This is a genomic window from Variovorax sp. LjRoot175 (genome assembly GCF_964253805.1).
In the GTDB taxonomy this organism is placed as follows: Bacteria; Pseudomonadota; Gammaproteobacteria; order Burkholderiales; family Burkholderiaceae_C; genus Variovorax.
In genome coordinates this window covers 1,268,077-1,290,252 of record NZ_CAXURY020000002.1, presented here as the reverse complement: position 1 = coordinate 1,290,252, position 22,176 = coordinate 1,268,077, and the positions used below count along the sequence as shown (strand labels likewise).

Genomic DNA, 22,176 nt, shown 5'->3' with positions numbered 1-22,176 from the left:
TCATCCAACGCTTCGCGTGCCGAATTTCACGACGTCGAGCAGAAAGGCCCCAGTGTTCGAATTTTCCCCCAAGGTCCAGGCTCTCCAGCGGCGTCTCAACGCCTTCATGGAGGAGCACATCTATCCCAACGAGAAGCGGTACTACCGCGAAGCTGAAGAACTGGGCCCATGGAAAGTAGCGCCTGTCCTTGAAGAGCTGAAGCCGAAGGCGCGGGACGCGGGCCTCTGGAACCTGTTCCTGCCCGAATCGGAGCACGGTGCCGGCCTCAGCAATTTCGAGTACGCGCCGCTGTGCGAGATCATGGGCCGCTCCCACCTGGCGCCGGAGGTTTTCAACTGCTCCGCGCCCGACACGGGGAACATGGAAGTGCTGGCACGCTATGGCACGCCGGAGCACCAGGAACGGTGGCTCAAGCCGCTGCTCGCGGGGCAGATCCGTTCGTGCTTCGCGATGACCGAGCCCGACGTGGCTTCCAGCGACGCCACCAACATCGAGTCGAGCATCGTGCGCGATGGCGACGAGTACGTGATCAACGGCCACAAGTGGTACACCACCAACGCCACCGACCCGCGTTGCAAGATCTGCATCTTCATGGGCAAGTCCGACCCGGACAACCCGGACCGCCACAAGCAGCAGTCGATGATCCTCGTTCCGCTGGACACGCCGGGCGTTACCGTGGTGCGGCCGATCGCAGTGTTCGGCTTCTACGGCGTACCGGACCGCGCTTCCGAGGTCACGTTCGAGAACGTGCGCGTGCCGGTCTCCAACATGCTGCTGGGCGAAGGGCGCGGCTTCGAGATTGCGCAAGGTCGCCTCGGCCCCGGCCGTATTCATCATTGCATGCGGCTTGTCGGGCTGGCCGAGAAGATGCTCGAGTTGATGTGCAAGAGAAGCCTTTCGCGCGTGGCCTTCGGCAAGACGGTCGCCCAGCAGGGCGTCACGGTCGAGCGAATCGCCGAATCGCGCATCCTGATCGAGCAGGCGCGTTTGCTGACGCTTAATGCGGCGCATCGGATGGACACTGTCGGGAACAAGGTGGCCAAGGCCGAGATCGCGATGATCAAGGTGGCCGCGCCAAAGATGGCTTGCCAGGTGATCGATTGGACGATCCAGGCGTTCGGCGGCGGCGGCACCAACAATGATTTCGGGGTCGCCTCGGCTTACGCTACCGCGCGCTTGCTGCGATTGGCGGACGGCCCCGATGAAGTGCACAGGAACCAGATCGGGAAAATGGAGCTCAGGAAGTACCAGTAGCGTGCAACGACGCGCAGCCGCCCATGGGGCGGAGATCATTTTTTCCCTTCCAAAGGCAAGCAGGAGACAAACATGCAGATTCACTTTGAAAGTGCCGGAACCTCAGCCAAGGCTGAGCGACTGATGTGGCTCAACGCAGACAGGGTGCTCTACGTCGGATTGCTCGGCGAGCCTTCCGTCAGGAACTTTGGTGCTTTCTCCATCTACATGTCGTTGAACAAGCCGCACAAGATTTGTGTCCATGACGGCGCCTGGGAGGAGGCTGAAATGTCTGTCGTTCCACCCTATGTCCCGCACCGGATCGTTTCCGGCGAGCGGATGATCTGCAATGTGTTGATCGAATCGGAGACGGTGGAGCTCAAGGGGCTGCCCCCGTTCATCCGGGATGGCCGAGGCGCTGTTTGCGCGCCCGAGGCGCGTCAAACCATGCGCGACGCGCTGGAGCGGTTCAAGAGATGTGACAGCAAGCAGTTTCCGAAGACGGAAGATTTCGACGACAGCTTCTTCGGCGGCGAGCTCCCCGAACGAAAGGTGGATCGCAGGATTCGGGGCGTGCTCGCCAAGATCAAGCAGGATCCCAACAGCCATACGTCGGCGGAGGACTGTGCCCTTATCTCGCACCTGTCCGTCTCGAGGTTCCTGCATCTGTTCAAGACCGAGGTCGGCACGCCGTTTCGCAACTTCAGGACCTGGCAGCGTGCGCGCAGCGTTCTCTACTACGTCACCCAAAGCTCCAATCTCGCGAACATCGCGCTGGATGTGGGCTACCCGGATTCGACCCACTTCAGCCACTCGGTCAGGCAGGTGTACGGATTGACGCCGAAGTCGATCTTCGCCGGCTGCCGAAAGCTGGCGCTGTACGGAAGCGGCGCTGCCGCATCGCCACGCTACGGGTTTGCGTGACATGCATGTAGATTTCGACTTCAAGCAACGGCACGTCGTCGTCTTCGGCGGAACGACGGGGATCAATTTCGGCATTGCGCACGCGTTCGCACGGCAGGGGGCCAACGTGGCCGTCGTGAGCAGGAAGATAGAGAACGTCGAATCGGCAGCATCTGAGCTGCGCAGGTACGGCGGCAAGGTACATGGAGTCACCGCCGACGTGCGCGATTTCGATGCGGTCGGCCGCGCCCTGACCGAGTCCGAGCAGCAGTTCGGCGAGATCGACGTGCTGATCTCCGGCGCGGCAGGGAACTTCTTGTGTGAGGCCAAGGACATGTCGGCCAACGGCTTTCGCGTGGTCGTGGACATCGATCTGGTCGGCACTTTTCATGTGCTGCGGCAGGCCTTTTCCCACCTCAGGAAGCCGGGCGCTTCGGTCATCAATATCACCGCGCCGCAGTCCTTCATTCCGATGCGCTTCCAGGCGCATGCCTGCGCGGCAAAGGCGGGGGTCGACCAGCTCACTCGCGTGCTCGCCCTCGAGTGGGGGAGCGCAGGCGTACGCGTCAACTCGATCTCGCCCGGGCCCATCGAGGGAACCGAAGGCTTCCAACGCTTGGTGGCACAAAGTGACGCGCAGCGGCAGGCGGCGGCGACCAACGTGCCACTGAAGCGATTCGGGACTCTGGACGACATTGCGAACCTGGCACTGTTTCTCGCTTCTCCCTACGCGAGCTACATCTCGGGCGCGTTGATACCCTGCGATGGCGGCGGGGCGCTCGAAAGCGTCAAACCCGCGCTCGAAGCGGCAGGCTTGGCCGCGGTTTCCTGAAGGGCAGGGGTGACCCTGCCATTGCCCAAGGCCGGCACGCAACCCTTGCGCCGTCAGAGTTGGCGACGTTCGGTACCGGCATCAGAAAGATTTCACACCATGTTCCGCACGCTGCTCAAGTCCAAGATCCACCGCGCCACCGTCACCGACTGCGAACTGCACTACGAGGGCTCCTGCGCCATCGACGAAGATCTGCTGGATGCCGCAAACCTGGCGGAGAACGAGCAGGTCCACATCTGGAACATCAACAATGGCGAGCGCTTCGTGACCTATGCGATCCGCGGCCAGCGCGGGACCGGGATCATTTCGGTCAACGGTTCGGCCGCACGCCGGGCGTCGGTGGGCGACCTGATCATCATTGCCGCCTTCGGCCTGGTGCCGGAAGACCAGGTGGCGGGCTACCGGCCCAAGCTGGTGTTCGTGGACGGCGCCAATCGCATCAAGGAAGAACGCGCCCACATCCCGGTACAGGCCGCTTCGGGCGAAGCCGTTGCAGCCTGACCGCTGGCAGTTCCAGTTCCGCTCTGGTCGGCTGCGGCCTGATCGATCGATCTCAGTCGCGCGTTTATGCCTCGAGGCCCGAGTCGAGGCGCCGCGCAGCACTTATCTCATCCATCGTATGCATACACCCGTCGGCGCCAACCAATCCTGGCAGCAGCGCAGCCTGCGCAGCGTCTGGCACCCCTGCACGCAGATGCAGCGCGCGGCCACCGTGCCGCCGCTGCCGATCGCGCGCGGCGAGGGCCCGTGGCTCATCGACCACGAGGGCCAGCGCTATTTCGACGCCACCAGTTCCTGGTGGGTCAACCTGTTCGGCCATGCCGACGCGCGCATCAACGCGGCCCTGAAGGACCAGCTCGATCGCCTGCCGCACGTGATGCTGGCTGGCTGCACCCACGCACCGGCGGTGGAGCTGGCCGAACGCCTGTCGGCCTTGACCGGCGGCGTGCTCGGCCACTGCTTCTTCGCGAGTGACGGCGCCTCGGCGGTCGAGATCGCGCTGAAGATGAGCTTCCACCACTGGCGCAACCGCGATCGACCGGACAAGCGCGAATTCGTCTGCCTGCGCCAGGGCTACCACGGCGAGACGCTGGGCGCCCTGGCGGTCACCGACGTGGCGGTGTTCCGCGACGCCTACGACCCGCTGCTCATGCGTGCGCACCAGGTGATGTCGCCCGACGCGCGCCAAGCCGCGCCCGGCGAGACCGCGGTGGATGTCGCCGCGCGGGCCGCGGCCGAGCTGCAGGCGCTGTTCGAATCGCGCCATGAACACATCGCCGCGCTGATCATCGAACCGCTGGTGCAGGGCGCCGCCGGCATGGCGATGCACGACGCGGCCTACCTGCGCGCAGCGCGGGCGCTGTGCGAGCGCTACGAGGTGAGCCTGATCGCCGACGAGATCGCAGTCGGCTGCGGGCGCACCGGCACCTTCTTCGCCTGCGAGCAGGCCGGGATCTGGCCGGACCTCGTGTGCCTGTCCAAGGGCATCAGCGGCGGCACGCTGCCGCTGTCGCTGGTGATGACGCGCGAGGAAGTCTATGAAGCCTTTCTCGACGACGACGTGGCGCGTGGCTTCCTGCATTCGCACTCCTACACCGGCAATGCGCTGGCCTGCCGCGCGGCGCTCGCGGTGCTGGACCGCTTCGACGAGGACGACGTGCTGCAGCGCAACCGGCAGCGCGCCGCCGCACTGAGCGCGGCGCTCGCGCCATTGCAGGCCGACCCGCGCATCGAGCACTTCCGCCAGCGCGGCATGATCTGGGCCTTCGACGTGCGCGCGGCCTTCGTGGGCGAGCGCTTCGCCGAACGCTTCCATCTCGCCGGGCGCGAGCGCGAGCTGCTCATGCGCCCGATCGGGCGCACCGTCTACCTGATGCCGCCCTATGTGCTGGACGACGGGCTGGCGGCCTGGCTCGCGCAGCGCGTGATGCAAACGCTGGATGCCGTAGTCTCCACCGAGAACGCCCATGCTGATCGAACACCTGAACCGCCGACTGCGTGAGCTCGAGGCGCAGGCGCTGCGCCGGCAGCGGCGCACCGCCGAGACGCCCTGCGCGCCGCACCAGCAGGTCTCCGGGCGCGACATGCTGGCCTTCTGCAGCAACGACTACCTGGGGCTCGCCAACCATCCGGCGCTGGTCGAGGCGCTGGCGGAAGGTGCGCGCCGCTTCGGTGCCGGCAGCGGCGCCTCGCACCTGATCAGCGGCCATTCGCGCGCCCATGCGCTGCTCGAGGACGAGCTCGCGCACTGGCTGTCGCCCTGCATTCCCGAGGCACGTGCGCTGAGCTTCTGCACCGGCTACATGGCCAACCTGGCCCTGCTCACCGCACTGGGCGACGCCAGCGCGACGATCTTCGCCGACAAGCTCAACCATGCATCGCTGGTCGACGGCGCGCTGCTGGCCAAGGCGCCGCTGCAGCGCTACCCGCATGGACGACTCGACGTGCTGGCGAGCCAGATCGGGCGCTGCAGCACACCGATCAAGCTGATCGTGAGCGATGCCGTCTTCAGCATGGACGGCGACCTGGCCGACCTGCCGGCCTTGCTGGCGCTGGCCGAGGCGCACGACGCCTGGCTGGTGGTTGACGACGCCCACGGCTTCGGCGTGCTCGGCGAACACGGCCGCGGCAGCCTGTCGCACTTCAGCCTGCGCAGCGAGCGCCTGATCTACATGGGCACGCTCGGCAAGGCCGCGGGCCTGGGCGGCGCCTTCGTGGCCGCCCACCCGAGCGTGATCGAGTGGCTGGTGCAGTCGGCGCGCAGCTACATCTACACCACCGCGGCGCCGCCCGCGATTGCGCATGCCTTGTGCGCCAGCCTGCGCCTGATCGCCGGCGGGGAGGGCGATGCGCGGCGTGCGCGGCTGGGAGCGTTGATCGGCATGCTGCGCGATCGGCTGGCCACGTTGATCCAGCAGAAGCCCCAACTCGGCTGGCGCCTGGTCGATTCCGTCACGGCGATCCAGCCCTTGATCATCGGTGACAACGCCGCCGCGCTCGCGCTGGCGGCGGCCCTCGATGCGCAAGGCCTGTGGGCGCCGGCGATCCGTCCGCCGACGGTGCCGGCGGGCACCGCGCGGCTGCGCATCACGCTGAGCGCAGCGCACACGCCGCAGGACGTGCAGACCCTGATCGATGGCCTGGCGCGGGCCGCCGGGAACTTGCGATGAGGGCCGCAGCGATGCACGGCTGCTTCGTCACCGGCACCGACACCGAGGTCGGCAAGACGCGCGTCAGCGCCGCCTTGCTGCACTGGCTCGGCGAGCGGGGTGTGCGTTGCGCCGGCTACAAGCCGGTGGCGGCCGGCATCGAGACGATCGATGGCGAGAATGTCAACGAGGATGTGCGCGCACTGCGCGACGCGAGCTCGGTGGTGATGACCGATGCCGAGGTCGGCCCCTGTCAGTTCGAAGCTGCCTGCGCGCCGCACATCGCGGCAGCGCTCGAAGGCCGCAGCATCGAGCGTGCCGTCCTGCTGCAAGGAGCCCGGACGCTCGCGGCGCGCGCCGAGTACCTGATCGTCGAAGGCGTCGGCGGGTTCTGCGTGCCGCTCGGCGCGGACTTCGACAGCGCCGACTTCGCCGTGGACCTGCAGTTGCCGGTGGTGCTGGTGGTCGGGCTGCGCCTGGGCTGCATCAACCATGCGCTGCTGAGTGCCGAGGCGATCCGCGCGCGCGGCCTGCGGCTCGCGGGCTGGGTCGCGAACACCGTCGACACGAGAATGCTGCATCGCGACGACAACCTCGCCACCCTGCGCGATGAACTGGGCCGGCGCCACCAGGCGCCTTGCCTGGGCGTGGTGCCCCGACTGGCCCGCCCCGACCCGGCAGCTGTCGCAACCCACCTCGACGATGCGGCGCTGCGGGGGCTGTTCGGCTTGTTCTGAGACCCGCATCAGCAGGGCGCAATCTGCAACGGTGTTGACCGCCCTTGTGCCCGACGGCAGGCTATTCTGATTCAGGTGGACCATCCGCACGAAGGACGACCGATTCAAGGCCAATGCCGATTCAGCCAGTCTGCACAAGACTCGTTCTGTCCTCTTCGCTATCTTGCCCGCATGGGCCTGCGCGGACGAAAAACACGCGCGGCTCCATGCGATGGAACGGCATGATGTTCGCCGTCGAGGCAACCCGCGACGGCAAGGAGGTAAAGGTGGCATTTCTTCGCCAGTGTTTGCAGCAGCTTCGTGCCGCTTACCCGCCAGAGCAAGGACGGATGACTGCGGTGCCGCACGGCGACTACTCCGAGGCGGAGCAGCTTCGCGTTTATGCTCCCGTCGAGGAGAAGATGGCGCCGCCGCCGCCATTGCGAGTCCTCGGCGCGGCGCCGAATCCCACACATAACCTCCCATTCCAAATACCTCGGTAAGACGGCATGACTACAACTGCGACCATTTCTCTGTCTGCTTTGCGCGCACCTGCGTCGCGCCGTGAGTTGGCTCAAGGCGCGCGCTGGCGCGTTGCTGACGTCGAAGCCCTGTACGCATTGCCGTTCATGGACTTGCTGTTCCGTGCGCAGCAGGTGCACCGCGAGCACTTCGATGCCAACGAGGTGCAGCTGTCCGCGCTGTTGTCGATCAAGACCGGCGGCTGTGCGGAGGACTGCGGCTACTGCCCGCAGTCCGCGCACTTCGACACCGGCGTCGAGGCCAGCAAGCTGATGCCGCTGCAGGAAGTCGTCGAGGCGGCGCAGGCCGCGAAGGCCCAGGGCGCCACGCGCTTCTGCATGGGCGCCGCGTGGCGCAGCCCCAAGGAACGCGACATGGAAAAGGTGACCGACATGGTGCGCGAGGTTCGCGCCCTGGGACTGGAAACCTGCATGACGCTCGGCATGCTCGAAGCGCAGCAGGCGCAGGCGCTGAAGGACGCCGGCTTGGACTACTACAACCACAACCTCGACAGCGACCCCGGGTTCTACGGCAAGATCATCAGCACGCGCACCTACCAGGACCGCCTCGACACGCTGGGCCATGTGCGCGATGCCGGCATCAACGTCTGCTGCGGCGGCATCGTTGGCATGGGCGAGAGCCGCACGCAGCGCGCCGGGCTGATCGCGCAGCTGGCCAACCTCGATCCCTACCCGGAATCGGTGCCGATCAACAACCTGGTCGCCGTGGAAGGCACGCCTCTGGCGGACACTCCGCCGCTCGATCCCTTCGAGTTCGTACGCACCATCGCGGTCGCGCGCATCACGATGCCGACGACGATGGTGCGCTTGTCGGCCGGACGCGAGCAGATGGACGAGGCGCTGCAGGCGTTGTGCTTCGCCGCTGGCGCCAATTCGATCTTCTATGGCGACAAGCTGCTGACCACGAGCAACCCGCAGGCCGAGGGCGACCGCGCGCTGTTCGAGCGGCTCGGCCTGAAGGCGCAGCGCAAGCCATGAGTGCGATGCTGGCGCCGGCGCCGAACCCGCTCGGCCGCCCGATCATCGATGCGGCGTTCCGCGCCGATCCCTATCCGACCTACGCCGCGCTGCGCGAGGCCGGGCCGATCCACTGGAGCGAGGAGTTCTTCGGTGGTGCGTGGCTCCTGACCCGCCATGCCGATGTCGAGGCGGTGCTTCGCGATCTGGTGCGCTTCTCGGCGCAGCGCACCGGAGGCTGGGTGATGCAAAGCCAAGCCGCCCGCAGCGAGCTGCGGGACTTCCAGCAGCTCTTCGCGCGGGCGATGCTGTTCGTCGATGCGCCGGACCACACGCGCATCCGCAGCGTGCTCAATGCGGGATTTCGCAGCGACGTGCTGCAGCAGTTCGTGCCGGCCATCGAGCAGCGTGTCGATGCCTTGCTCGACGCGGTGGACGCCGACGCGGGCTTCGACTTCATGCAGGCGCTGGCGCGGCCGCTGCCGGCCGAGGTGATGGCGATGCTGATGGGCATTCCCGCGGCCGATCGCGGCGACTTCATCGCCTGGTCCGACGATCTGGCGGCCTTCATCGGCGCGCCCCTGCCTTCGCTCGATCAGGCGCGGCGCGCACGCACCAGCCTGCTGGCGATGAGCGGCTACTTCGAGCAGCTCGTGCCGCAGCGCCGGCACGCACCGGGCGACGACCTCGTGAGCCGGCTGCTGCGGGCCGAGGCGGCAGGCGACATCCAGCCCGGTGCCGAGTTGCTCGCCCAATGCGCGATGCTGCTGTTCGCCGGCCACGAGACCACGCGCAACCTGCTGGGCAACGGCCTGCAGGCACTGCTGGCCGATCCCGATCAGTGGCAGCGCCTGCAGCATGAGCCCGCCTTGTTGCCGGGCGCCGTGCGCGAGCTGCTTCGCTTCGACAGCCCGGTGCAGTACACCGGCCGTCGTGTCGCGGCCGATCTCGTGCTGCATGGCCAGCAGCTGCGCCGCGGCGATCTGGTGGTCGCGCTCATCGCCTCCGCCAACCGAGACCCGGCGCGCCACGCAGAAGCCGATCGCCTGGACGTCGCGCGCCGCCCCGGCGGCCTGCTGTCCTTCGGCGCCGGCCCGCATGTGTGCATCGGCGCGAGCCTGACGCTGATGGAGGCCGAGATCGTCTTCGGCCGCCTGCTGCGGCGATTTCCGCGGCTGCGGCTGGTCGATGCGCAACCGCGCTGGAGCGGCAATGCGGTGTACCGCGGACTCAGCGTGCTGCCGGTGCGTCAGGCTCCGGCAGCGGATGTTTCCATCAGCATGCCGCGGCGGTAGGTCTCGGCGATCATGCGCGGCCCCTCGCGCGTGACGATGCAGTAGGTGGGCGGGCGTCGGCGTCGGGGAGCGACGGCCTCGAAGTCGCGCCGCACGTCCGCCGGCATTCGATCCTGCGCTAGGCCGAACTTTGAGCGCCGAATGAGCGCAACCGGTTCTGTCGCAGCAAGCCCATGCTGATAAGCTGAGGTGGGACTGAGGAAGGGACGAAGACGTGATCGAGGCGCTGCGCAAGGTGATCAGGCGGATGCATTACCCGCTGGAGGTGATGCTCACCTGCGTGCGCTGGTACGCGGCCTATCCGCTGAGCCTTCGCCACATTGAGGAGATGATGGCGGAGCGCGGCGTGCACGTCGATCACGCCACGGTCCATCGCTGGGCGATAAAGATCTTGCCGGTACTGGCGGCAGTGTTTCGAAGAAGCAAACGCCCGGTGGGTACGAGCTGGCGCATGGACGAGACCTATGTCAAGGTCGCCGGCCAGTGGAAATATCTGTATCGGGCGGTCGATCGCGACGGCGACACCATCGATTTTCTGCTGCGTGCAAAGCGCGACCGCGCTGCTTCTCGGCACTTTCTGGAGCGAGCCATTGATCTGCATGGTGTGCCCGAGAAGATCACCATTGACAAGAGCGGCGCCAACACGGCTGCCATCCAGAGCGTCAATGATGATTCCGGGGCGGACATCGAATTGCGTCAGTGTAAATACCTGAACAACATCGTGGAGCAGGACCACCGGGCGATCAAGCGAATCGTGCGGCCGATGCTTGGATTCAAGTCTTTCCGCTGCGCTCGCATCCTCATTGCCGGCATCGAGACAGCCCACATGATCAAGAAGGGGCAGCTCGACTGCCCTGAAGACCCAGCTTCGTCCGCGGCGTCGAAGTTCTACTCGCTCGCATTTTGAGTGGCACGCACCAGACTGGCTTCACTGGGCTCCACGACGTTACTGCGACAGAACCGTTGCGACGCCATAGCAGGGGTGTCGAAGCCGACGATTGCGGTGGTGAACGGCTACTGCCTGGGCGGCGGTGCCCACCTGGCCATGTCCTGCGACTTCGGATATGCCTCAGCGGAAGCGAAGTTCGGCATCCCTGCCGCGCGGCTGTCCATCATTGATGGCGTGCGCGGCACGCAAAAGCTGCTGTCGCTCGTCGGCCTGTCGCAGGCCAAGCGCATTCTCTTCGGCGCCGAACGATTCGACGCACGGGAGGCCCTGCGCATTGGCTTTGTGGACCATGTGGCGGGTGGCGAGACGCGTTCTCGCGTTTGGCTGGGCCGCATTTTGGACCGCGGTGGCGACACCGACATTCATCTTCACCCCGCGGACGTCCCGGGCGCGATCGTCGCGCTCGACCGCATGGACCAGCCGGCGTCGTGGCGCTGGGCCGGTCCGGCCTGGATTGCGAAGGCGCCGGCCCAGATCGGTCCGGGCCGCGTGACCGGCGCGACTTTGACAGCGCGCGAGCCGACGAAGCTGGCGCGCACGTGGGCAGCCGCCCTCGGCGCTGAAGCCCAGGGCGACCGGATCGCGCTCGACGGCGGCGAGCTGCGCTTCGTCAAGGGCGAACGCGACGGATTCGCTGCCTTTCACGTCGAGGGGCTCGCGGCCGACGTCGCGTTCGGCAGCATCCGCTTCTTTCTCGCCGATCGCCACCTTGCCGCTGTGGTTCGTCTCGGGCTTGGCCAGCGTGTAGAGATAGCCGCCTTCGTCGGAACGGCGCAGGTTCTCGAACACCGCCTTCGAAACCTCGGATCGTCGACGGCCGCCAGATGACCACGCGAAACAGGAGGAGGGGCGTGGTCGCGCTTGCCATTTAGCGAGTCGTCGCAGGTGTCCAGAACTGCCTCGAGCGGCTCCTTGGTCAGCGCAGGCTCCTTGTGAGGCGTGGCCAGGAGCGCTTTGACCGCGGAGTCGGTGCAGGCGTTGGGCTGCTTGGCAAGTGGTGAGCCATTGAGAGAACCGAGATCCGGTGCATCAGCGTGTTCAGCGCCGGCGCGCCGGGCTTGACCTTGATGCCGCCCTCAACCAGCGCCGCATCGTTCTCGGGCGGCAGCTGGCACGTCACGCCAGCCTTGGTCGCGCGCTGCAACGATGAACACTTGGCCAGCAAGCGATTCGATCCCTTCACGTTTGCACGCGGGCGTTCGCGCCTTGGCCCTCGAAAGCCCACCTGCCTTCGGCCGCGCCACTGCCGCTCAGAGAGAGCATTCGACCGTCACATAGTCAGCGGGCGTGTTGATCTCTATCAACTCGAGGTCGTCAGACTGCCGGATGACGTTGTGCGCCACACCGGCGGGCTGACTGAGGCAGGAGCCGGCAACGACGGTCACCGATTCGGGCATGCCGTCGAACCTGAATTCGACCCAGCCTTTCAGCACGTACACGAAATGCGCTGTCATGTCGTGCCAATGCCAACCGGTCTCCTCGCCGAACGGCTGAACAGCGCGGATGTGCTTGGCGCTAATGCGGCCATCCGAAGCCTCCGCCATTCCGAGATCCCGATACTCAACATTGGCGCGAGGGCCAGCTCGATGAAAACGGCTGTCCTCGAGAGGAGTGAGAACAAACTTGGATTTCGCTTGGTCAAGCGGCAATGGACCCTTGTATCGCGCAGACTTGCTCATTGGATTCCCTTTCAATTTATTGGCCAGCGAGTGCGACAGAGATGCGCGGCGCTGGCGTAGATGGCGCTATGCGGTTGGTTGGTCACAATTTCAAAAGTCGGTGACACCAAGAACCGGAAGAAACTTTCCCGGGATTCATGACGCCCCCTCGGCAGTCAAGCATCCAGCGCGTGGAGCGCCCGGATCACACGGCAATCGGCGCAAGAGTCTGAAGCGCACCCCCTTGCCGAGCCGAAGCGTAGGCCGCGTCCATGACCTGCATCATTGCCTCGGCGTCGCGCAATGACGCGATTGGCTTTCCACCCGTGCGACATTCAGCAAGGACCCGCTTGACGAACAAGGGGTAGTAAGCGTCCGTTTCAAGCTCAAGACGCAGACTCCGGGTGCCGGCGGCAATATTGGTTCGGTCCCGGATCTCGATCCGGTCGGGGCCCGATTTCGCGTACATGCGATCGGACGAAAGGGTGAACGAGAATTCGCGCTGTTCGTCTGAAGTGCTGGGGAAGCTGTATCCGGTCTCTACCAGTCCGATCACGCCATCCTCAGTTTGCATCGTCAGCAACGAGTAGTCCTCAACCGCGCCCCGGTGCGTCCGAGAGTTCATGGTGGCAGAGACGCGCGTGATCTCCTTGCCGGTCAGCAGTCTAAAGAAGTCTATGAAGTGCGTCGCGACATTGATCGTGGACCCGCCACCTGAAAACGCGGGATCCAGCGCCCAGGCTGAGCCCGCGGCTTCATAACGGCCGGGCGGACCTACGATGAAACGAAAGGACATGTAGTTGAAGTCCGACGGGACACGGCCCTCGGCACCGTTGAGCGCGCTGAGCAGGTCGCTCATGCGAAAGATGAGCGGTACCGCGCAATAGAGATTGGCTTCCTCGGTCAGTTTCCGCAGCCGGGTAACCTGCGACATGTTGACACCGCAGGGCTTCTCCAGCGCAAATGGAATTCGCCGCGCGATCACCGCTTCCGCGAGCGTCGGCATTTCGGAATGCCGACCGAACACAAACGCGAAATCGACTTCCTCGCGCTCGAGCAGCTCATAGGCCGACGAGTACAGCGTACTCCCGAATCGCGTTGCAATTGCTTGCCCCTTCACTTGCTCCGAATCGGAAACGGCAACCACCTCGATCCCGGGCGCCTCGAGCGCATCGAGATAGAGTGGGACATGCCAATGGCTGGCCTCCAACAATGCGACTTTCATGCGTGTTCTCCCCTCGCAAGGTGCACAAGCCGACGCTGTGCTTGCGCGGTGCGCGCAATGACGCCAGCCGCACAGAATGCTGTGGCAACCCGATAAAGCCTATTCATGACATCTTCCTTTCATTCAGAGAAGCGTGACAACCAGTTGAGTTCGGGCACGGGCCCTTAGAATTTAGGCATCAATGGGTTGCATCCTTAGCCATGGACAGCAAGCCATCGTCCGGTATTGACTTCCCATCGGGGCGGTAATCGAATCCAAGAAATCGCAGGGCATGCAATGCCTGCCCTTCATGCATCGGGCGTCCGCCTTGGGTGCGACAACCGCGCGCATGGGCGGCGCGGCAAAGCGGCGTCGGCTCGGGCGCGTTGATGATGTCTACGACGATGCTGCCGGGATCCAGCCGCTCGGGATTCACGGGCATGGGATCATTCGTGTTCATGCCCAGCGGCGTGGCATTGATGACGATCTCGAATCCGAGTGGATCGGCTGAGCCAGAATGTGTGGTGCAACCGGTCGCGGCGGCGACGGATTTGGCGAGGTCGTCAGCGCGACGCTCTTCGACATCGAAGATGGTCAACGTCCGGGCGCCCGCGGAAGCGACTGCAAATGCGATAGCTCTTCCTGCACCTCCGGAGCCAACGAGAAGAACGGACTTGTTCGCCGGGTGGTTACCTTCCCACTGCATGCCAAGCACGCAACCGAGGCCATCGAATATGGCACCGACCCAACGCCCATCTTTATCGCAACGGATGACGTTGAGTGCGCCGACCTGACGAGCAGTCGGATGTAGTTCGTCTACAAAAGCCAGCATCCGTTGCTTATGAGGCATCGTGACCAGCACGCCGGAGAGATTCCCCAACGCTCGTGCGCCGGTGACGAATGCGGGCAGATCATCGTCCTTGACCACAAATGGGATGCAAACCGCGTCTGCGCGCTGTTCGATAAAGAGCCGGTTCAATAATTCGGGCGACTTGGCTGTCGTCAGCGGATCGCCCACCAACCCATAGAGTCGGGTTGTTCCCGTGACATGCGGCATCATGCTTTGGCCAGCGCTTCGGTGTAGCGGGTGCGCACCTCGAGCGCCACGGCTGCAGGCGCCAGGTCACGCAGGATCATGCGCTGGAAGGCTTCGCCGCAGATCTGGTTGAAGGTTGACTGGATGATGGAGTAGTTCACCATGCGGCCGCGTTTTTCCACCAGCGCCTTCCAGCCCAGCTGGTCCTCGGCTTCCGGCGTCTTGAAGTAGGGGTCTTTGTAGGCGCTGGCGCGCGCCACCACTTCCCCGCCTCGCGCGGCGATCGCCTGAGCTGCCGGGCTGGCCATGAACTTGACGAACTCCCATGCGCCGCCCTGACGTGGCGAATGGCGGTTGATGCACATCTGGAAGCCGTACACCGCGTGCTTGTCGTCAGGCGCCACCGAAGGCGCCGGTGCCCAGGCCAGGTCGTTGGCCACGGCCGCCTTCAGGCCTCGGTAGCGGTACAGCCCGAAGGTGGCGGAGGCGACCGTGCCCGCGCGCATTCCATCCTGCAGCTCGTTGTAGGCGAACTGCAGGCTCACGGGTGTCGCAGCCTTCTTCTGGAACAGGTCCTTGACGATGCTGGCGGCCAGCAGCAGCCGCTTCTCGCTAAAGCCGATCTCGCGGCCGCTGGGCGCGAAGAAGGGGTCGCTGTTGCCCGCCACGATGGAGCTCACGATGAACTCCATGAAGGCCTGCGCACCGCCGATCCCGCCGCTCAAGCCGATAGGAACGCCGTAGGCCATCTGGTTCTGCTTGGTCAGCAGCGGGCCGAGCGCGCCCACTTCCTCGTAAGTGCGCGGCGGCGTGGCAATCTTCGCCTCGTCGAACTTGCTCTTGCGGTAGACGTAGATCGGGATGCGATAGTCCTGCTGCAGGCCCCAGATCTTGCCGTTGACGCGCGTCTGGTCCAGGCCGATCAGCCAGTCCGTGGTGTCCACCTTGTCGCGCGCGATCAGCTCATCGATGGCCAGCACCGAGCCGGTGGCCACGAATTCGGGCATCTGGAAGTTGTTCACGCGGATCACGTCGGGGCTGTCCGACTTGGCGCGCGCCGCGCGTACGCCGTTTTGCCCGGCGGGGTCCACCACCACGCGCACCTTCACACGCGGCTGGCTGGCCTCGAAGGCTGCGATCATCTGCGACTGCGCCGCCGCGCGCGGGTCGTTGGTGTTGGCCGGGTCGAGAAAGGTGTCGTAGGCGATGGTCTCGGTGGTCTGCGCGAAGGCCCGGCCCGTGGGTGCGCCCAGCATGGCGGCCATGCCACCCAGGAAGATGCGCCGGTTCGTACGGGGCACTGGCTTCTGTTCGTTCATGTTTGCGGGTTTCTGCTCGGTCATGTTTGTCTCCTGGTTTAAGTTCGCATGTGGCGGGCTAGCCTTTGACGGCGCCGGCGGTCAGGCCGCTGATGAACCATCGCTGCGCGAGCACAAAGATGGCGACGATGGGAAGGGAGGACACCACGGCGTAGGCCATGACGTACGACCAGGTGATGCCGATGCTGTCGAACACCTGGTTGACCAGGGCCACTTGCAGCGTGCGGTGCGCTACCTCGGGCGCGAACGCGGCCACGGTGATGTAGTCGTTCCAGGTAGTGATCATGCCGATCACGGCGCTTGCGGCGATGCCGGGTCGCACCAGCGGCAGGATGACCCGTGTGAAGGTTTGCCAGTGGTTGGCGCCGTCCACCTGGGTGGCCTCGTCCAGTTCGCGCGGCACGGCGTCCACGAAGTTCTGCATGAACCACACCGTCTGCGGCACCAGGCGTGCGGCCTGCACCACGATGATGACCGCAGCGTTGTTCAAGAGGCCCAGCGCGTCCAGCAGGAAGTACGTTGGCACCAGCAGCGCAACGCCGGGGATCATGGACGTGGACAGGATCAGCAGCATCACGGCGCGCTTGCCGCGGAACTCAAAGCGTGAAGCCGCGTAGCCGGCGGGCGCGGACAGCAGTACCGCCAGCGCGACCGCGCCGACCGCATAGAGCACCGAGTTGAACAGGTCGGAGCCGAAAGTCTGGTTCCGGAACACCGCCTTGTAAGCAGATAGGCTCGGCTCCGTGGGGAAAAAGGTAGGCGGGTAGGCCATGACGTTGGCCTCGCTCTTGAGCGAGGTGAGCACCGCCCAGGACAGCGGGATCAGCACGATCAGTACCACGGCGGTCAACACGGCCCAGGACAGCATTTTTTCGGAACGGCGGATATGCATGGTGTTCAGCCCGATACGCGGCCGGTGAGCCGCGTGTAAAGGTAACCAAGGAAGAGGTTGACCCCCAGCACCACGACGGAGATGACCGACGAGGGCGACAGGTCCACGGAGCGGAAAGCGCTGGAGAACACCTCGAAGCTCCAGGTGGCGGTCGAGCCCAGCGGCCCGCCGCCAGTGAGCACCAGGATCAGCGTGATGAGCGTGAGATAGAGGATGCCCAGCGCCAGGGCGGTGCTGCCCAGCGTGGGCGCGATGTGCGGCCACACCGCGTGGCGCAGTCGCGCGCGCAGGCCGCCCCCGTCAATGTCGATCGCCTCATACAACTCCGCCGGGATGCTTTGCAGCGAGGCGCTCATCATCACCATCACGTAGGGAAAGGACCACCACGCGGTGACCAGGATGACGAGAAGGAGCGCCAGCGAAGGTTCACCCAGCAGCAGGCCGGGCTCCATGCCCAGGGACCGCATCAGATAGCTCATGGGCCCGTACGAGGGATTGAGCAGCCACAGCCAGAAGCAGCCCACCACGCCCATGGACAACGTCCAGGGCAGCAACAGCAGGGTGCGTACGTATGCAGCGCCGCGCGCAATGTTCTGCAGCGCAAGGGCGCACGCCAGACCTATGGGCAGCACCACCGCCAGCGCGCCAAACACGTACAGCAGGGAGTTGAGGCTGAGTTCGAGGAAGGCCGGAGAAGTGAGCACCGAAACGTAGTTCGCCAGGCCCACGCCCTCCACCACTTCATAGAGGCGCGTGCGGTGGACGCTCAGCCACAGCACCACGGCCGTGGGGTAGAGCGTGACGGCCAGCAATACGGCAACGGCCGGCGCGAACCAGGCAAAACGCGCCCAGAAGCCCGGCGGCCGAGGGTCGGCCTGCAGCGCAGTCGCGGCCTCCGTGTAGGGAATGGCATTCATAAAAAAACGACCTCGCTTAGAACGTTGTTCCACTGTATTTGCTTAAAGTCACCTCGCCACCCGGGAAATCCCTTGATTTCGTGCCGAACGTGAGTGATACATTGGAACCCTGTTCTAAATACATGGAGACTCCGTGGCCACTGGCGACATGATCGAGCGCGTGCTGGACATCCTCACGCTGCTGGCCGATCACCCCCAAGGCCTGCCGATCAGCGATGTCTCGCGGCGGCTGGACCTGCCCAAGAGCGCCGTGCACCGGCTGCTGTCCGTCTTGGTGAGGCGGGGACTGGCGGTGCAGGACGAGTACAGCCAGCGCTACCGCATGACGGTGAAGCTGGCCGCCATCGGCTTTCGCTTCCTCGCCGCCTCCGGCATCACGGAGATTTGCCAGCCCTCCCTGGACCGGCTGGCCGCGCGCACCGGAGAACTGGTGCGCCTCGCATTGGTGGAAGACGATGCGCTGATCTGGATCGCCAAGGCCCAGGGCGCGCTCTCCGGCCTGCGTTACGACCCGGATATGGGCCAACCCGTGGTGCTGCACGCCACGTCGACCGGCAAAGCCTGGCTCGCAACCCTGGACGAGGCGCAGGCCGTGGCCTTGGTCAAGGCGCGCGGCTTCGTCGTGCCTTCCCGGTTCGGCCGTCCCGTCGTGCGCGACGAGGCCAGCCTGCGTGCCGAACTCGCACTGACGCGCAAGCGCGGCTATGGCACCTCCATCGAGGAAGGGGAGCCAGGCACGTGCGCGGTGGGCTGCGCCATCGTGGACCCGCAAACCCGCCGCGCGATCGGTACCGTCAGCGTGGCCGGTCCCGTGGCGCGACTCCCGCCGGAGCGCATCGCCGCCATTGCGCCCGACGTGCAGGCCACCGCAGCGGAGATCGCCGACCTGTGGCCCAGCCGCAAGGTGATGGAGGCCATGATGGGGCAGACGCCGCTGAAAGTGGCCAATGGCTGACAGCACCATGAGCGACGAACGCTTGGCGCGCGAGCTCGCTGTCGCGCGCCGCACCAATGGCTTCATGACGGCTCACGCTCTGGAGAACCTGGATGACTTCGAGGGCGCCTATCGCCTGCAGGAGAGCGTGCGCGCCGAACTCGGCGCCACGGTCGTGGGCTGGAAGCTCGCGGCGCCGCCCGCCGCCGAGTTGATCTCGGCGCCCCTGTTCGACATCGGGTGCATGGCGTCCGATGCCGTCCTCGCCGACACCGCGCTGCTTCGCGACGGTGTCGAATGCGAACTGGCCTTGCGCATCGACCGCCCCCTGCCCTTGGGCGGATGCACGCGCGACGACGTGATGGCGGCCGTGGGCGTTGTCATGCCGGCCCTCGAACTGCTGTGCAGCCGGTTGCCGGCCAGGTTCGCCTCGCCGCGCGAACACATCGTGGCGGATGGCATGGGCCATGGCGCGGTGGTGCTCGGTGCGCCGTGCAGCGACTGGCGCCCGCTGGAGTTCGACAAGCTGCGCGTGACGCTGTGGGCCGACGACGTGCCCGTGGTCGACAAACCGGGCGGCAATCCTTTTGGAGACCCGCTACTCGCGGTCGCCTTGCTCGCCAACCACCTGGCGCTGCGCGGCCAGACCCTCGCGGCGGGGACTTTTGTGCTGGCCGGTTCCCATACCGGCGTCCACCGTGCGCGGCCCGGCGAGCGGCTGCGCTGTGTTTTCGAAGGGGTCGGACAAGTCGCGCTCAACCTGCGCGAGGCCGAGCCACCCCCAACATTCAAGGAGCAAAACCATGCTGGCAGGTGAAGGTGCAGTGGCTATCTGGAACGACATCGCCGAGGCCGGGCGCGCGGAGTTTTACGCCTGGCATCTGCACGAGCACATGCCCGAGCGCGTGGGCATTCCCGGCTTTGTGCGGGGGCGGCGCTATCGCGCTGCCGATGAAGCCACGCAGCCGGAGTTCTTCACCCTGTACGAAACCTCGAGCTTCCAGGTTATCCAGGGCAGCGACTATCTCTCGCGCTTGAACGAGCCGACGGAATGGACGCGTGCGACCACCGCACATTTCCAGACGACCACGCGCTCACTCACGCGCGTGGTGGCCAGTCACGGCGTGGGCTCGGGTGGCGCGATGCTGGCCATGCGCTTCGACATCGCGGACGACGCTGTGCACGACATGGTGCCGCGTCTCACCTCGGCGCTGGAAGCCGCTGCACGGTTGCCGCGCATCAGCAGTGCGCACCTGCTGCGCTCCGATGCCGGCGTGTCGGGCCAGTCCACCGCCGAAAGCAAGGATCGCAAGGACCTGTTGGCGCCGGCTCGCTGGGTGGTGTTGCTGGAGGGCTGCGATGTCGACGCCTTTGGGGCGGCCCTCACGCTGCTGCAACAGTTCACCGAACTGCGCGAGGCTGCCGTGGGCCGCTACCTGCATGAACACACGCGGCTAAAGACCGCCTGGCAAGCGGGATGAGCGATCACAACTCGCCCCTGGACCCGGAGGCGCGCGCGGCTGCGGCGGCGCAGCGGCACGCGACCGACTTCGCGCGGCAACAACATCCCTTTTGAACGAGGTACCCAAATGGCAACCGTTGATATCCAGGACGCAACCAAGTCCTTCGGCAGCACGCGGGTGATCCGCGGCGTGAGCATCGACATCCGCGACGGTGAATTCGTGGTGCTGGTCGGCCCCTCGGGCTGTGGCAAGTCCACCCTGCTACGCATGATCGCAGGGCTGGAGGGCATCGACGCCGGCGAGATCCGCATCGGCGGGCGCCGCGTGAACGGCCTGCTGCCCAAGGAGCGCGACATCGCCATGGTGTTCCAGAACTACGCGCTGTACCCGCACCTCACCGTGGCCGATAACCTCGCGTTCTCGCTGAAGCTGCGCCATGCGCCGCAGCAAGAGATCGAGCAGCGCGTGGCGCGCGCGGCCAAGATCCTGGGGCTGGAGCCGCTGCTGGCGCGGCTGCCCAAGCAGCTCTCCGGCGGCCAGCGCCAACGCGTCGCCATGGGCCGCGCCATCGTGCGCGACCCCCAGGTCTTCCTGTTCGACGAGCCGCTGTCCAACCTGGACGCCAAGCTGCGCGTGGCAATGCGCGCCGAGATCCGCGAGCTGCACCAGCGTCTGAAGGCCACCACCATCTACGTCACGCACGACCAGATCGAGGCCATGACGATGGCGGACAAGATCGTCGCCATGCACGACGGCGTGGTGGAACAGGTGGGCACGCCGCTGGAGCTGTTCGACCGCCCGCGCAACGTCTTCGTCGCGGCCTTCATCGGCTCGCCGTCGATGAACCTGCTGCCCGTCAAGGTCAACGACCAGGGCGTTGTGGACAACGCGGGCAACCACTGGGCCGTGCCTGGCGTGCCGGCCACAAGCGGCCAGGCGCTCACGCTGGGCGTGCGGCCCGAGCACCTGCGGCTGGACGGCGCGGGCGTGGAGGCGCGCGTGGTAGTGGTGGAGTCCACCGGCTCGGAGACGCACCTCGTCGTTGATGCGGGTGGAACCAAGCTCACCTGCGTGCTGCGCGAACGGGTCAGCGTGCGCCCCGGCGACCAAGTGCGCCTGGGTGCTGACAGCGCGCATTTGCATCTGTTCCGTGCGGACTCGGGCGAGCGGCTCGAGCCGGTGCACTGAACCTGAAAGGAACACAAGAAATGAAACTCGTCCGATTCGGTGCTCGCGGCAGCGAGAAACCCGGGGTGATCGACGCTCAAGGTGTCGTGCGCGACCTCTCGGGCGTGGTGCCGGACATCGATGCCCGTACGCTGTCACCGGCGGCGCTGGCGCGCCTGCGCGAGATCGACCTCGCCACACTGCCGGCCGCACCCGAGGGCGTCCGGCTGGGCGCGTGTGTGGGCAGCATCCCCAACCTGGTTTGCATCGGCCTCAACTACTCCGACCACGCGGCCGAAACCAACACCCCCATCCCTTCACAGCCCGTCGTGTTCAACAAGCACACCGGCGCTGCGGCCGGCCCCAACGACGCGCTGATCCTCGCGCCGGGTTCGGTCAAGCTGGACTGGGAGGTGGAGCTGGCGGTGGTGATCGGCACGCCGGCGTGGCACGTGCGCGAAGAGGATGCCTTGCGACACGTCGCGGGATACTGCCTGTGCAACGACGTTTCGGAGCGCGCCTGGCAGCTCGAGTACGAAGGCCAGTGGACCAAGGGCAAGAGCTACTACGGCTATGCGCCCCTGGGCCCATGGCTGGTAACCGCCGACGAAGTCCCCGACCCGCAGGACATGGACCTGTGGCTGGAGGTCAATGGCGTTCAGCGCCAGAGCGGCAACACGCGCACGCAGATCTTCGGCGTCGCGCACATCGTGTCCTACCTGAGCCGCTTCATGGCCCTGGCCCCCGGCGACGTGATCGCCACCGGCACGCCGCCGGGCGTGGGCCTGGGCCACAAGCCGCCGCTGTTCCTGAAGGCGGGTGACCGCGTCGCGCTGGGCAACCCCCTGCTGGGCGAGCAGCGCCAGAGCGTGGTGGCTTACGACGACGAAGCCATGGGGGCGCGCTGGCGCGAAGCCCGCCTGCCGCAGCTTTGATGCTGCAAGGGGGCGACCACGCCTACTACCGCACGCTGATCCAGAAGCTCGGCCTGAAGGGCCAGTGACCCGTG

Annotated in this window: 24 protein-coding genes; 17 read left to right on the top strand and 7 right to left on the bottom strand. The window is 65.8% G+C overall.

Annotated elements, in window-relative coordinates; genetic code table 11:
• Positions 1-52: 52 nt before the first annotated feature.
• From ACSQ89_RS36560 to ACSQ89_RS36505, 12 genes are all read left to right on the top strand, one after another.
• Entirely contained in the window at positions 53-1,255 is a 1,203-nt protein-coding gene (locus tag ACSQ89_RS36560) for an acyl-CoA dehydrogenase family protein (protein WP_436297025.1), read from the top strand.
• 72 nt (positions 1,256-1,327) lie between these two features.
• A complete protein-coding gene (locus tag ACSQ89_RS36555) occupies positions 1,328-2,158 on the top strand; it encodes a helix-turn-helix domain-containing protein (protein WP_436297024.1) in 831 nt (276 codons plus the stop codon).
• Between the two features lies 1 nt (position 2,159).
• Complete coding sequence (locus tag ACSQ89_RS36550) at positions 2,160-2,969, top strand: SDR family oxidoreductase (RefSeq protein ID WP_436297023.1); 810 nt, start codon at positions 2,160-2,162, stop codon at positions 2,967-2,969.
• 99 nt (positions 2,970-3,068) lie between these two features.
• The gene (gene panD, locus ACSQ89_RS36545; RefSeq protein WP_436297022.1) at positions 3,069-3,470 is read left to right on the top strand and encodes an aspartate 1-decarboxylase; all 402 of its coding nucleotides are present in this window, start codon (positions 3,069-3,071) and stop codon (positions 3,468-3,470) included.
• 118 nt (positions 3,471-3,588) lie between these two features.
• Positions 3,589-4,971: an adenosylmethionine--8-amino-7-oxononanoate transaminase gene (gene bioA / locus ACSQ89_RS36540; RefSeq protein ID WP_436297021.1), complete on the top strand. Its 1,383-nt coding sequence runs from the start codon at positions 3,589-3,591 to the stop codon at positions 4,969-4,971.
• Positions 4,937-6,139 (top strand): 8-amino-7-oxononanoate synthase, encoded by a 1,203-nt coding sequence (gene bioF / locus ACSQ89_RS36535; RefSeq protein WP_436297020.1) that lies wholly within the window; start codon positions 4,937-4,939, stop codon positions 6,137-6,139. Before bioA ends, bioF begins: the two co-directional genes overlap by 35 nt.
• Entirely contained in the window at positions 6,136-6,855 is a 720-nt protein-coding gene (gene bioD / locus ACSQ89_RS36530) for a dethiobiotin synthase (protein ID WP_436297019.1), read from the top strand. The genes bioF and bioD overlap by 4 nt, the downstream gene beginning before the upstream one ends.
• Positions 6,856-7,076: 221 nt before the next feature.
• Positions 7,077-7,337 carry a hypothetical protein gene (locus tag ACSQ89_RS36525; RefSeq protein ID WP_436297018.1) on the top strand — a complete coding sequence of 87 codons (261 nt, stop codon included), beginning with the start codon at positions 7,077-7,079 and terminating at the stop codon, positions 7,335-7,337.
• A 6-nt stretch (positions 7,338-7,343) separates the two neighbouring features.
• Positions 7,344-8,354 (top strand): biotin synthase BioB, encoded by a 1,011-nt coding sequence (bioB, locus tag ACSQ89_RS36520; protein WP_436297016.1) that lies wholly within the window; start codon positions 7,344-7,346, stop codon positions 8,352-8,354.
• Positions 8,351-9,628 (top strand): cytochrome P450, encoded by a 1,278-nt coding sequence (locus ACSQ89_RS36515; protein WP_436297015.1) that lies wholly within the window; start codon positions 8,351-8,353, stop codon positions 9,626-9,628. Before bioB ends, ACSQ89_RS36515 begins: the two co-directional genes overlap by 4 nt.
• Before the next feature lie 247 nt (positions 9,629-9,875).
• Positions 9,876-10,535: an IS6 family transposase gene (locus ACSQ89_RS36510; RefSeq protein ID WP_436297283.1), complete on the top strand. Its 660-nt coding sequence runs from the start codon at positions 9,876-9,878 to the stop codon at positions 10,533-10,535.
• Positions 10,536-11,405: an enoyl-CoA hydratase/isomerase family protein gene (locus ACSQ89_RS36505; protein WP_436297014.1), complete on the top strand. Its 870-nt coding sequence runs from the start codon at positions 10,536-10,538 to the stop codon at positions 11,403-11,405.
• Between the two features lie 88 nt (positions 11,406-11,493).
• Here the strand turns inward: ACSQ89_RS36505 and ACSQ89_RS36500 are convergent, their stop codons facing one another.
• From ACSQ89_RS36500 to ACSQ89_RS36470, 7 genes are all read right to left on the bottom strand, one after another.
• Positions 11,494-11,760, bottom strand: coding sequence for a hypothetical protein (locus tag ACSQ89_RS36500; RefSeq protein WP_436297013.1), 267 nt, complete (start codon positions 11,758-11,760; stop codon positions 11,494-11,496).
• Positions 11,761-11,827: 67 nt separating this feature from the next.
• On the bottom strand, positions 11,828-12,256 hold the full coding sequence (locus tag ACSQ89_RS36495) for a cupin domain-containing protein (protein WP_436297012.1): 429 nt from the start codon (positions 12,254-12,256) through the stop codon (positions 11,828-11,830).
• A 184-nt stretch (positions 12,257-12,440) separates the two neighbouring features.
• Positions 12,441-13,460 (bottom strand): Gfo/Idh/MocA family protein, encoded by a 1,020-nt coding sequence (locus ACSQ89_RS36490; RefSeq protein WP_436297011.1) that lies wholly within the window; start codon positions 13,458-13,460, stop codon positions 12,441-12,443.
• A 178-nt stretch (positions 13,461-13,638) separates the two neighbouring features.
• Positions 13,639-14,499, bottom strand: coding sequence for a shikimate dehydrogenase family protein (locus tag ACSQ89_RS36485; RefSeq protein WP_436297010.1), 861 nt, complete (start codon positions 14,497-14,499; stop codon positions 13,639-13,641).
• The gene (locus ACSQ89_RS36480; RefSeq protein WP_436297009.1) at positions 14,496-15,818 is read right to left on the bottom strand and encodes an ABC transporter substrate-binding protein; all 1,323 of its coding nucleotides are present in this window, start codon (positions 15,816-15,818) and stop codon (positions 14,496-14,498) included. The genes ACSQ89_RS36485 and ACSQ89_RS36480 overlap by 4 nt, the downstream gene beginning before the upstream one ends.
• Before the next feature lie 34 nt (positions 15,819-15,852).
• Positions 15,853-16,686, bottom strand: a complete 834-nt coding sequence (locus ACSQ89_RS36475; RefSeq protein WP_436295355.1) for a carbohydrate ABC transporter permease — start codon at positions 16,684-16,686, stop codon at positions 15,853-15,855.
• A 5-nt stretch (positions 16,687-16,691) separates the two neighbouring features.
• Positions 16,692-17,603 carry a carbohydrate ABC transporter permease gene (locus tag ACSQ89_RS36470; protein ID WP_436297008.1) on the bottom strand — a complete coding sequence of 304 codons (912 nt, stop codon included), beginning with the start codon at positions 17,601-17,603 and terminating at the stop codon, positions 16,692-16,694.
• 133 nt (positions 17,604-17,736) lie between these two features.
• Between ACSQ89_RS36470 and ACSQ89_RS36465 the strand changes: the two genes are divergently transcribed.
• The 5 genes from ACSQ89_RS36465 (at position 17,737) to ACSQ89_RS36445 (ending at position 22,102) form a co-directional block, all read left to right on the top strand.
• Positions 17,737-18,558: an IclR family transcriptional regulator gene (locus ACSQ89_RS36465; RefSeq protein WP_436297007.1), complete on the top strand. Its 822-nt coding sequence runs from the start codon at positions 17,737-17,739 to the stop codon at positions 18,556-18,558.
• A 7-nt stretch (positions 18,559-18,565) separates the two neighbouring features.
• Positions 18,566-19,354 (top strand): 2-keto-4-pentenoate hydratase, encoded by a 789-nt coding sequence (locus tag ACSQ89_RS36460; protein ID WP_436297006.1) that lies wholly within the window; start codon positions 18,566-18,568, stop codon positions 19,352-19,354.
• Complete coding sequence (locus ACSQ89_RS36455) at positions 19,341-20,018, top strand: hypothetical protein (RefSeq protein WP_436297005.1); 678 nt, start codon at positions 19,341-19,343, stop codon at positions 20,016-20,018. Before ACSQ89_RS36460 ends, ACSQ89_RS36455 begins: the two co-directional genes overlap by 14 nt.
• Before the next feature lie 108 nt (positions 20,019-20,126).
• Positions 20,127-21,188: an ABC transporter ATP-binding protein gene (locus ACSQ89_RS36450; protein WP_436295360.1), complete on the top strand. Its 1,062-nt coding sequence runs from the start codon at positions 20,127-20,129 to the stop codon at positions 21,186-21,188.
• A gap of 20 nt (positions 21,189-21,208) precedes the next feature.
• Positions 21,209-22,102 carry a fumarylacetoacetate hydrolase family protein gene (locus ACSQ89_RS36445; RefSeq protein WP_436297004.1) on the top strand — a complete coding sequence of 298 codons (894 nt, stop codon included), beginning with the start codon at positions 21,209-21,211 and terminating at the stop codon, positions 22,100-22,102.
• The last annotated feature ends 74 nt before the right edge of the window (positions 22,103-22,176 follow it).